This is a genomic window from Streptomyces sp. NPDC020875 (assembly GCF_040641415.1).
In the GTDB taxonomy this organism is placed as follows: Bacteria; Actinomycetota; Actinomycetes; order Streptomycetales; family Streptomycetaceae; genus Streptomyces.
In genome coordinates this window covers 1-11,296 of sequence record NZ_JBFADP010000106.1, presented here as the reverse complement: position 1 = coordinate 11,296, position 11,296 = coordinate 1, and the positions used below count along the sequence as shown (strand labels likewise).

Below are 11,296 nucleotides of genomic sequence, written 5' to 3'. Positions count from 1 at the left end.
GGGCAGGACCCTGCCGACACAGCCGCATCGGTGAGGGTTTCGTTGTGCTCCGGGAGCAGCTCGGGCATGTCGTCCACCAGCACCACGATGGCGGTTACCTCACCGGCCTCGGATCGGCCGACCCAGACCGGGTAGGTGCCGTCTCCGGTTGTCGCGAAGGCCATGAGCTCGCCGCCGGAAGCCTCGTCCCAGGTGCGCTGTATGAACATGGAGCCGTCGTCGATGGCCTCGTACCCGTCCAGGTCCGGCTCGCGCTGGATCAGTCCCCGCTCGAAAAGCGCGATGAGCGGCTCCCAGGCCCCGTCGTCGGCGAAGCAGCCGGTGGCGCCGTCGGTGGCGAATCCGGCTGTCTGCTGCTCTACGAACAGCCGGGGATCATCGTCCGGGCCGAGGGCCATCTCCCAGGCTGCTGCGGGAGCGTCGCTGACGAGGAGGCGGACGGCCGTGGGTATCGTGGTCGTGACCTCGGCGTCCCGCCACTCGCAGTAGTAGCTGAAGCTGACCTGGGCCTCGTCGAGTACGTACTCCCCGGGCGGGACAGGGACCGTGATGCGCGGCCTGTCGCCGTGGTAGGTGTCCGGGTCGGAGACGGCCAGCCGTCCGCTGGGTACGCGCAGGGTGCCGACCCGGCCCGGCTCCACGACGGTCATCTCGTGGTGGTATCCGTCGGTTACGCGCACCCCGGGCCGGAACAACTCATTGATCGGCCCGGGCTGCGCGGGACACGGCGGACGCCAGCAGGTAGCGGGGGCGTCCCCGTCACCCGGCTGGGCCACCTCAGCCGCCTCGAAGATCACCGGCTTAATGGGCCCGAGTATCTGGGCCGAGAGCAGCGGCCACTCCCCGAAGGCGGGGCGGTCCATCCAGCGCTCGTCGTCCCGGAGCCCGGGCGAGGTGACGCGGGCGCCCCCGTTCTGCCCCTCCCGCTCCTCTGTCCGGCGGCCCCTCCCGTCGGGTAAAAGGTCCACGGTGATGCGTGGGCACGCCTTGTCGAACTCCGCCATCTCCGGGCTTGTGTAGTACCAGGCGACGGAGTGCCGGCGCAGCAGCCGCGCCGGGTCGTCCAGCAGCCGCATGTCCAGGTCGTAGGTACGGCGGCCCTGGGCGTCGTAGGCCCACAGCCCGACGTAGTGGTCCCGCCAGGAGACCAGCCGGACTTCCAGCGGTGCCTTCCGGCCCTGCTGCCGGTAGACCACCACGTACGGAAGCCCGGCCGTGTCCCGCGCTCGGGCCTCCTCGGCGGACATCGGCCGCCAGGGCGCACAAGCCTCCGGGTCCCACGCCTGCGCGTACCCCACCTCGACGACCATGGCCACTCCTCTACCTGGAACCTGTCCCGGGTTCTGTACAGAGCTGCGTACTACGACCAGCACTGGACGCTGTGTGCCCCGCGGTCCGCGACCATGCCGGCCGGGCGGAGGGGCAGCTCCGACGCCCAAACGGTCGTGGGAGCGACCCGGTCCATGAGCCACTCAGCGAGTGACCTACCAGGGTGAACCGCTGAGCCTTCGGCGTAGCTCTGTCACTGTCGGCTCCCGCGAGCTTCTCGGCGAGCGGTAGTACCTGAGGAGCACCGACGACCACGGAGTCGTGGTCGTCGGACTCGATGGCCAACCAGATCTCCTCATCGAGTGAGAAGGGCACCAGCACGGTCCAGCCCGAGAGGAGCTCCGATTCCTCTCTTGACAGGTGCGTCTGACACAAGGTAAGGAACCCGGTCATGTCCGGGGTCAGCTTCTCCTCGAAAGCTTGTCCTGAGCCGGGTGCGAAGGCCGTCTCTGCGGGGACGCTCTCGTAAGGCGGCAGGCCCCGCCGTCTGATCTCAGCATCGAGAGCCGAAGCGACTTCACCCCATCCGTCCTCCTCCTCACCGAACCAATCCTCCGCGCCGACACTCACCAGGTAGACACCCATCTGCGGAAGCTATCGCGCGCATCTGACATCGATCAGCGAGCCAACGGACTCGCTGACGGAACAATGCACACCAGCCCGGCCGAGCATCTGCTTGAGCGTCTTGAACCGGTTGACATGTTCCCCCCAACGGCACCGGAGCTCCAGGACAGGGCGAGTCCGGTCTCCCCTCGGGCGGCACCGGAGTTGGGCAGGGTGAGTCCGCTCTCCCCTCGGGCGGCACCGGTATTCCGCCTTCTCCTCGTGACCGGGGACCAGACACCAAACCCGACACCAGCATGACCACGGTCCCGGGGCCGGCCGCCCCCGCTGTCGGAGGTGGTTCGCATGCTGCCGCTCATGAGCATGAACGGGAAGTACCTACGCAACACACCTGCTGAACTGCACCGGGCTCTGAAACATCCCGCATGAGCGTCGGATCCCGCCGAGGAGATTCAGAACGCGCAGGAGGAAAGCGAGCCGACACCGACCGGAGCCCGGCACTTCACCACACATCAAACCTGGCACCTACTCCAGTTCCTCCTGAAACGCTCGACCTACCCCGTCGACATCGTCCAGAACGAGGAACCCCCTGGCCACCGATGACTAGGGGCTACGGACCACCACGACACCTAACCCCGGAACAAGCACGGCTCCGCGACCCGGGATACCTCGCCGGGTACAAGGCCGGGCAGGAACGCCCGCCCGATCACTCCCCCTGTGCTCTGACCGCATAGATTCGCCGATTTACCTGACCCGGCAATGGAGCAGGAATGCCGTCCTGCTTCGTGCCAAGATGTCGCCATGCAGGTATCGGATACTCTCGTGGATCTTCAGGTTTCAGTTGGCCGGGAGCGGGTTGAGCTGGCCGACTTCGTCAGGTCCAGCGGACCCGTCAGGAATTGGAACGCTGCCGTCCGAGAGAAAGCGGCCAGGCTTCAGAAGTCGCTCGAGGAATCGGAGCGCACGTTGCGGCAGGCAGTGCAAGCTACTGCTCAAACGGACGACCAAGTCCGAGAAATACGACACACTCTGATGCGACGGGCGGCCATCATTCTCGCAAAGCAGAGTCCGGACTCGGCTGTTTGACCAGGCGGCCAAACCCGGCCCGCCGCCCCAGCGGGTGCCCTTCTCGCCATGAGTGCGGGCCCACTCGCGGCAATCAGCGGCCGGAACGTCGCGATGCCGGGCATCGGCGCCAGGACCGGAGCCGCATCCTGATCGACGTCGGTGACGGCAGCAACTTGCCGGCTACCTCGCCGCCTACGCCGGACTCGCCCCCGCGCCCCGCAGTTCCGGGTCGTCGATCCGAGGTGAACAGCCCTCCAGACAGGGAAACGAGCAGCTCAAGCGGGCCTTCTCCCTCTCCGCGTTCGCCGCCCTGGGCGACCTGGCATCCTGGGCCTACTACGACAAGAAAATCGCCCAGGGCAAACACCACACCCAGGCCCTGCTCTGCCGCGACAGAGGACGGACAGACGTCCTCTTCGCCATGCTCCGCAACGGAACCTTCTACGAACCCCAACCCATCCGGGCGACTTGAGACCTGCTTGCCCTCCGCCCAAGCCCATGGTCAGCTAAGGCTATGGGGGACGAGAATTCCGAGCACTTGGCACTCATCCGTCGCTGGCTCGCGGGCGAAACCGTCAACAACACCGTCGGCTTCAAAGTCGTCGGTGGCCCCTTCCACGGACGGACCAAAATCGTCGACCTCGACCAGTCAGGACTACCGCCCGCAGGCTTCCGAGGTCGCCCCGGTCGAACACCAGGGCCTTGGAACCCCACCGGGAAACACACCTACCTGGCAGTACGAGCCCCTGACACCTCGGCGGGCTGGATCTACGAATACGCAGGCACCGACGCACGCTCCACCGCCACCAGGAGCACCCGAACAGCTTGACCAAAGAGATAGGGGCACCCCCAGCCACAGCGGCGTCGAGGACCAAAAGGACACGTCGGCAGGATTTACCAGTCTGCCGGGCGCCCGGTTTCACTGCGGACTGGCGCTGCGTGCTGACCGTCCACGACCAGCGCCCTGGCTGGGCGCCGCCGAGGTCTTGGCTGTACCTCACAGGTGGCGGCTGCACCATGGAGTGGTACGTCTCGCTGATAGCCGTCGACCACCCCGTTCTGCTTTACGACGCCGACGGCTGGGAGCCGGACTGGGGGCAGGAACCTCACGACGGTCTGCGCTATGCGGCGTCCTCGCTGCGCCACTGGCTTTGGACCTGGGCGGAAGGAGGGAACGTCTGGGACGAGGTGCTCCAAGTCATCGGCGAGGACTGAGCGGCCCGCATCGGACGCAGCCCGAGGCGACGAGCAGTTCGGTTCAGACGAGTCCGGGCCGGACCGTGCCAGCGACAACGCGTACGCGCCAACAGCTCGCCCCCCAGGCAGAGGGGCGAGGTGCGGGATCTACCAGCGCGTCAGGACGCGGTCGAAATCGTCCCAGTCGAAGATCGCATCGTGGAGTTCTCCCGAGAGTTGCTTCCCGTCGACGACGACCGTGGGGGTACCCGGTCCGTAGGGCTCGTCGCCGTTGGCGGCGTCGTAGGCCGTTTGGGAGCGTACGACGAAGTCATGGTGGCTCATGGCGGCAACAGCGGCGTCGAACTTGGTACTGCGGAGGCCGGGAACCTGGTCGGCCAGTTCCAGCAGGTACTTCGTGGTGTAGCCGCCCGATGCCTCGGCCTCGGGGCGGTGTCGGATGATCACTTCGTGATACTCCGTGAACAGGTTCGCGTCAAGCGCGGCCCTCAGGGCGTTCACGGCTCGCTTCGATCCGTCTCCTCCCAGACTGTCGTCACGGAACGACGCGAGGGTGTACTCGGTCTTGACCCTGCGTTCGCGGGTCCGGCTCCGCAGAACCTCCGCGCCGTCGCTCCCCTCGAACTCCTCTACAACCGGACACCGGGGGTCCTCGTACACCCGCACGGTGATCGGCGCACCCGGGTCCCCCACGGTGATCGTCGTACCGTCCGCCGACAGGCTCTCCGGCAAATCGTCGTCGTAGACGTAAGGGGACGGGAGGTCCTCGGCCAGAATGGGCGTACCCCGCTCCGACCGGTTGCAGCCGACCAGCAGCAACGCCCCCACCATGCTCACGACACCAACCCGTCTCACGCCCCGAGCCATCAACACCCCTGTTCGATTCGGCAATTCATCGAACTATAGGAACTTCCGGTTCACGGCGCCCGCATTATCCGACGTGCCCGGGCCACGCCCCGGCCACGAAGCAACCTCGCATCCCCGGCACAGCCGGGCTTTCCGCCATCACGGGAACGGCGGTCTCGTCTGCGCGCGCGGTCTGTGCTGGACTGCGCCACACCATCGGCAAGCGACCACGAGGTGACCACGATGCCTCTCGAAGGCGAGTACGAACCGGGCCCGGAGCAGTGGGTACGCGAACAAGTCGAACTGTACGAGAGCTCGAACGGCGCAGAAGGCACAACGCTCTGGGACACGGGGTTGCCCGTCGTCATCATGAGCACTCTCGGCGCGAAGACGGGGAAGATCCGGAAGATTCCGCTGATGCGGGTGGAACACGAAGGACGGTACGCGGCCGTTGCGTCGAAGGGCGGCTATCCGCGTCACCCGGTCTGGTACTACAACCTTCGAGCCCACCCCCTGGTCGAACTCCAGGACGGGCCGGTCCGCCGGGACATGGCAGCCCGTGAGGCCCACGGCGACGAGAAGACCCTGTGGTGGGAGCGCGCCGTCGCCGCCTATCCGCCGTACGCCGAGTACCAGCTCGCGACCGATCGCACCATTCCTCTCTTTCTCCTCGAACCTCTCCCCCACCCGGCCGGGACGTGAGCCGTACGCGGTTCAGCCGTTGACGAGGGCGATACCGGCCGCGTCGTAGCGGTCCCCCGCGATCCGCCCGGGCGGGACGGCGGCCTCGATGGCCGCGAGGTCGCCGGGGGACAGCTCGACGGCGAGGGCGGCCAGATTCTCCGCCAGATAGCTCCGGCGCCGGGTGCCGGGGATCGGCACCACGTCCTCGCCCCGGTGCTGGACCCAGGCCAGGGCGAGCTGACCGGCGGTGATGCCCTTCGCGGCAGCCAGCTCCGTCAGTTTCGCCACGACCGCGAGATTGCGCTCGAAGTTGCCGCCGGTGAAGCGGGGCTGGCCACGGCGAATGTCCGTCTTCGCCATCGCCTCGACCGAGTCGTACCGTCCGGTGAGGAAGCCGCGCCCGAGCGGGGAGAACGGGACCAGGCAGATGCCGAGTTCGCGGCAGACCGGGGCGACCTCCGCCTCGGGGTCGCGGGTCCACAGCGACCACTCGCTCTGGAGCGCCGTGATCGGGTGGACCGCGTGCGCCCGCCGGATGGTCCCGGCGGCGGCCTCGGACAGTCCGAGGTGGCGGACCTTGCCCGCCCTCACGAGTTCGGCCATGGCACCGACGGTTTCCTCGACGGGCACTCGCGGATCGACCCGGTGCTGGTAGTAGAGGTCGATGTGGTCGACCCCCAGACGGCGCAGCGACGCCTCGCACGCCTGTCGGACATAGGCGGCGTCACCGCGGATCAGGGTGGGTTCGTCCGGGCGGTTGGCGAAGCCGAACTTCGTGGCGAGCACCAATTCGTCGCGCCGTCCGGCGACGGCCCGGCCGACCAGTTCCTCGTTGTGCCCGGAGCCGTAGACGTCGGCGGTGTCCAGGAAAGTCACCCCGAGGTCGAGTGCGTGGCGGAGCGTCGCGATCGACCGGGTGTCGTTCGAGGCGCCGTAGCCATGGCTCATTCCCATACATCCCAGGCCCTGTGCGGACACCGTCAGTTCGCCGAGGTTCCGGGTGGGGAGGGTGGTCATGCTGCTGCCTCCTGAGTTCGTCGGATCATCTGCCGGTGACGGTAGACAGTGGAGTGCGCTCCAAGTCAACGACGTCCCGGCCGGGTCCCCGCCGGGAGTCACCCACCGTAAGCGGGTGATCACGACTACCTTGGGTGCCCGAACATCCGGCTCAAGCTCCGTTCGGGAGGGTACGCATGGCTGATCGGGTACGGGACGAGGAACTCTCCGACGACTACTACGACCTCGGTACGCACTCCCGGCGGGTGACCACGGCCTCCCCCGAGGCACAGCGCTGGTTCGATCGCGGGCTGGTGTGGACGTACGCCTTCCACCACGAGGAGGCGGTCCGCTGCTTCGAGCAGGCCGCGGCGGCCGATCCCGGCTGCGCCATGGCGCACTGGGGGATCGCCTACGCGCTGGGGCCCAACTACAACAAGCCGTGGGAGTTCTTCGACGCGCGGGATCTGGCGCGGACCGTGGAGCGGACCCATGCGGCGGTCGAGCGCGCGCACGAGGCGGCCGCCGCCGGCGCTTCGGCCGCCGAGCGGGCTCTGATCTCAGCGCTGCGTTTCCGCTATCCGCAGGCGAGCCCGGCCGAGGACTGCTCGGTCTGGAACGAGCCGTACGCCGAGAGCATGCGTACCGCCTACGGGGTGGACCCGGATGATCCGGATCTCGCCGCCCTGTACGCCGACGCGCTGATGAATCTCACCCCGTGGCAGTTGTGGGATCAGCGGACCGGTGAGCCCGCCGCGGGTGCGCGTACGGTTGAGGCGAAGGGGGTGCTGGAGAGCGCGCTCGCCACGTCCGCCGGGCGGAACCATCCGGGTGTGGTCCATCTGTACGTCCATGTGATGGAGATGTCGCCGTTCCCGGAGCGGGCCCTGGCGGTCGCCGACCGGCTGCGCGGGCTGGTGCCCGACGCGGGCCATCTGGCGCATATGCCCTCTCATCTGGAGGTGCTGTGCGGAGACTACCGGCGGGTCGTGTCGGACAACGACGCCGCGATCGCCGTGGACGCGAAGGCGCTGGAGCGGTCCGGCGCGATGAACTTCTACACCCTCTACCGCTGTCACAACATCCATTTCAAGATCTACGGCGCGATGTTCCTCGGCCGGTCCGACGTGGCGCTGGAGGCCGCGGCGCAGCTGGAGGCGTCCATTCCCGAGCCGCTGCTGCGGGTGGAGAGCCCGCCGATGGCCGACTGGCTGGAGGGCTTCGCGGCCATGCGGGTCCATGTGCTGATCCGTTTCGGGCGCTGGCCGGACATCCTCCGGCTGCCTCTCCCCCGGGACCGGGAGCTGTACAGCACCACGACGGCGCTGTTGCGCTACGCCCGTGGTGTCGCCCTCTCCGCGACGGGCCGGGTGGACGAGGCGGAGACCGAGCGGGAGCTGTTCCGTGAGGCGAAGGGCCGGGTCCAGGAGACGCGGATGCTCTTCAACAACACCTGCGCGGACATTCTGGCCATCGCGGCCGCCATGCTCGACGGGGAGCTGGAGTACCGCAAGGGGCGTTTCGATGCGGCGTTCGCCGCTCTTCGGCGGTCGGTCGAGCTGAGCGACGGTCTGCCCTACGACGAACCGTGGGGCTGGATGCAGCCGCCTCGTCACGCTCTGGGCGCGCTCCTGCTGGAGCAGGGGCGTATCGCCGAGGCCGAGGCCGTCTACCGGGCGGATCTCGGGCTCGACGACACTCTGCCCCGGGCTTGTCAGCATCCGGGCAATGTGTGGGCGCTCCACGGCTTTCACGAGTGTCTGACGCGCCTCGGGCGGGCGGATGAGGCGCGTATCGTGGCGCGTCAGCTGAAGATGGCGGCGGCCCAGGCCGATGTTCCGGTGAAGGCGTCGTGTCACTGCCGGACCGGGGGCATGTCCCATGGCAGCGGGGGCTGAGGGCTGAACCGGTTCGCTTTCCCGGCCGTGGGTCCGGGCGAGGGGGAGCCCCGTCCTGGCCAAGGCTGTCCGGACGGGGCTTCCCGTGGGTCAGTTGAAGCCGACGAGTGACGTGTAGTGTCGCTCGGCGCCGTCGACCGGCGGGTCGAGGGCGGCGATTTTCTTCGGCTGGGCGCCGGGGGACGTCAGGTCGACCCGGTAGAGCACTTCCTGCCTGTTCGCGTTGTCCGCCAGGAAGTACAGGCTCTTGCCGTCCTCGGAGAGCACCGGGAGGCCGGGGTTCTTGTCGTTCTCGGGGATCAGGCCCTCGGTCTTCACGACGCTCCGGTGGTCGGCGCTGAGGGTGATCTGCTGGAGAGTGTCGTGGCGGCAGACCAGCCGGGTGTCGTCGATCCACAGGGCCGGGTCGCAACGCACACCGTCACCGCCGCTCAGGGCCGGGGTGTCAGGGGACTCCGGTTCCCCGGCTCTCATCCGCCTCAGCTGGAGCTGCCCGTCGGCATCGCTCGACGCGATGACGCCGGAAGGGGAGATCGGGGCGCGCGAACCCAGTGCCGGCTGGATGGTCTCGGCCGTGACGAGGTCCTTGGCCTGCTCGGCAGGAATCCCCGCCTCGGGGATCGACTGCTCGGTGGCCATGCCTCCCGACGGGTCGCGGTGTCGGATGGTCACATCGGTCGATGTGCGGTCGGGCCGAGTGGCGTACCAGACCTCGTTCGTCACGGGGTGGAAGGCGGCGTTCGATGCGAACGGCTTCGTCTCGAAGGCGTCCGGGTCCGGCGGGCCGAGTTCCTTGCCGGTGTTCAGGTCGAACACCATGACCCGGTCGTCGCCGATCGCGGCCAGCATCGTGAGGTCCTTGCTCAGCCCGTAGCGGGCGGGCTTACCCGGGCCCGAGGACTCGTCACCGGGGCAGCCCGCCACGGGTTCGACCAGGTTCTCGGTCCTGAGGTAGCGCTCCGCCACCAGCTTGCCGTCCCCGGCGGAGTACGAACGCAGGGTGACGCTGTAGAGCACGCCACCGTCGTCATTGGCCGGGACGGCTGCGCAGAACATCGCGGAAAAGGCGCCCTTCTGGGCCAGCGGGGCCTTCTTGACGTCCGTGACCTGTGCGCCGCCCTTGTCCGTGCCGCCACCTCCGGGGGCGTCCTCGGCGTCCCCGTCTCCGCCGCACCCGCTCAGCAGCACCACCGCTGCCGCGAGTGTCAGCCCGGCTCTCGTCCGCCGTCCCACTGTATGACCCCGTTGTCAACTTCTCTGTACGCGCGCCGAGTCGACCGCGATGATCATTCAAGCAGACGTGGCACCGGGCTGATCGGGCCGTTTCCCCGCTGGCGCGGGAGAGTCGGGTCGCGTCCCGGCCCTCATCTGCCGCCTCGTTCGGCGGCGTGGCCGTATCAGTAAGCCGGTCGCGTCGGGAGCCCGTGGAGAGCTCCGCCGTCGAATCGGGTCGGCGGGGTCGGGGCCGAATGATCTCGGCAAGATTTTCACAGAGAGTTACCTCGTACCGGCGACTTTCGCTCTAAACACCCATCAACACGGGCAACTTACTCTCAGTCGCTTCGCGAGGAAGTGCGGGAAGCGGACCGGGGTGCCGTCGAGCGTAGGCAGATCAGCCGGGCGCGGGGACGGTGGCCCTCGATGGAGAGGCGGAACTCATGAGCATGATCCAGACCGGCAAACTGCAGCTCAACTCCACCAGTGCCACGGAGGTGACGGGCGGAGTCACCACGACCTTCACCCAGGTGACGTTTCCCTCGCCCTTCCCGAGCAACGCCGCGGTGGTGGTCATTCCGTTCGTCCAGACCTTCAACGGGCCGGATACGCCGGGGCTGCGGATCGCGGATGTCACCTCCACGGGTTTCAAGATTCGTATGAATGAGCTGGTGGGGACCGGGAGAGCGCTCTCCGACGGCCCGCACACGTCGGAGACGATCGGCTGGATCGCCAGTACCGTCTAGGACCTCGCGAGGGGGCGGGGAAGGACACGACGCGCTGGACCGTGTGTGCCGTTCACAGGGGCGTCACATAATCTCGTGCGGGACGGATGCCCGATGTCACGGGTGTCCCGTTCGAGGAGGCGGTAGTGCTCGGCAGGGGTACGCGGTTGGTCGCGGGCGCCATGACGGTGGCGTGTGTGGTGCTGTTGGGGCCGAGTGCGCCGAGCGGTGTGCCGTTCGCGGGGGCGCTGCCGGCCGGGGCGGCCGAGGACGTGGTGCCGAACCGGGTGATGACCTGGAACATCTGCAATCCGTGCAGGGAGAGCAATGTCGGGCGGGCGGCGGAGATCGCCACCTACGCGCCGCAGGTCGTGGGATTGCAGGAGGCGTGCGTCCGGGACGTCGAGAAGATCCGGGATTATCTGGAGAGTCTCTACGGTCTGGTGTACCACGTGGAGTACGGGATGGTGCTGCGGAACCGGGGGCGGTGCGGGGGGACGCCGTGGAGCCCGGGTGCCTTCGGGCAGGCGCTGTTGTCGGCGGCGCCGATGACGGACCGGGTGAGTGTGGAGTATCCCGACGGCGGGTCCGAGGACCGGGGGTACATGGCGGTCACCACCACGGTGGGTGGCGAGTCCGTCCGGGTGTTCAATACGCATCTCGCCCAGCGGCGTCAGCAGGACGTCCGGGCGGGCCAGACGGGTGTGCTCGCCGCGGCCGAGCTGGTGGTGCGCGGCGCGTCGGGGACGCCGGTATCGGCCTATGTCTACGCCC

The 11,296-nt window shown here is 68.1% G+C and carries 9 protein-coding genes and 1 pseudogene; 6 read left to right on the top strand and 4 right to left on the bottom strand.

Going from position 1 to position 11,296, the window contains the following annotated elements:
* The coding region (locus AB0G74_RS33575; RefSeq protein ID WP_361154293.1) for a DUF4241 domain-containing protein at positions 1–1,310 on the bottom strand (1,310 nt) is incomplete at its 3' end.
* A 1,832-nt stretch (positions 1,311–3,142) separates the two neighbouring features.
* Between AB0G74_RS33575 and AB0G74_RS33570 the strand changes: the two are divergent.
* Positions 3,143–3,433 (top strand): annotated as a pseudogene (locus tag AB0G74_RS33570) (transposase); the annotation flags it as partial.
* A 545-nt stretch (positions 3,434–3,978) separates the two neighbouring features.
* Positions 3,979–4,176 (top strand): hypothetical protein, encoded by a 198-nt coding sequence (locus tag AB0G74_RS33565; protein ID WP_361154291.1) that lies wholly within the window; start codon positions 3,979–3,981, stop codon positions 4,174–4,176.
* A gap of 129 nt (positions 4,177–4,305) precedes the next feature.
* Here the strand turns inward: AB0G74_RS33565 and AB0G74_RS33560 are convergent, their stop codons facing one another.
* A complete protein-coding gene (locus AB0G74_RS33560; RefSeq protein ID WP_361154296.1) occupies positions 4,306–4,989 on the bottom strand; it encodes a thioredoxin domain-containing protein in 684 nt (227 codons plus the stop codon).
* Positions 4,990–5,247: 258 nt separating this feature from the next.
* Here AB0G74_RS33560 and AB0G74_RS33555 point away from each other — a divergent pair, with 258 nt between their 5' ends.
* Positions 5,248–5,706 (top strand): nitroreductase family deazaflavin-dependent oxidoreductase, encoded by a 459-nt coding sequence (locus AB0G74_RS33555; RefSeq protein WP_361154288.1) that lies wholly within the window; start codon positions 5,248–5,250, stop codon positions 5,704–5,706.
* Positions 5,707–5,718: 12 nt separating this feature from the next.
* On the opposite strand, the gene AB0G74_RS33550 is transcribed toward AB0G74_RS33555, so the two are convergent.
* Complete coding sequence (locus AB0G74_RS33550; RefSeq protein WP_361154286.1) at positions 5,719–6,705, bottom strand: aldo/keto reductase; 987 nt, start codon at positions 6,703–6,705, stop codon at positions 5,719–5,721.
* A 176-nt stretch (positions 6,706–6,881) separates the two neighbouring features.
* Here AB0G74_RS33550 and AB0G74_RS33545 point away from each other — a divergent pair, with 176 nt between their 5' ends.
* Positions 6,882–8,582 carry a hypothetical protein gene (locus AB0G74_RS33545; RefSeq protein ID WP_361154283.1) on the top strand — a complete coding sequence of 567 codons (1,701 nt, stop codon included), beginning with the start codon at positions 6,882–6,884 and terminating at the stop codon, positions 8,580–8,582.
* A gap of 90 nt (positions 8,583–8,672) precedes the next feature.
* Here AB0G74_RS33545 and AB0G74_RS33540 read toward each other — a convergent pair whose 3' ends face one another.
* Complete coding sequence (locus AB0G74_RS33540; protein ID WP_361154281.1) at positions 8,673–9,773, bottom strand: hypothetical protein; 1,101 nt, start codon at positions 9,771–9,773, stop codon at positions 8,673–8,675.
* Positions 9,774–10,240: 467 nt separating this feature from the next.
* On the opposite strand from AB0G74_RS33540, the gene AB0G74_RS33535 reads away from it, so the two are divergent.
* The gene (locus tag AB0G74_RS33535; RefSeq protein ID WP_358827506.1) at positions 10,241–10,543 is read left to right on the top strand and encodes a hypothetical protein; all 303 of its coding nucleotides are present in this window, start codon (positions 10,241–10,243) and stop codon (positions 10,541–10,543) included.
* A gap of 86 nt (positions 10,544–10,629) precedes the next feature.
* Positions 10,630–11,296, top strand: a 667-nt coding sequence (locus AB0G74_RS33530) for an endonuclease/exonuclease/phosphatase family protein (protein ID WP_361154278.1), incomplete at its 3' end; no start/stop codon positions are given.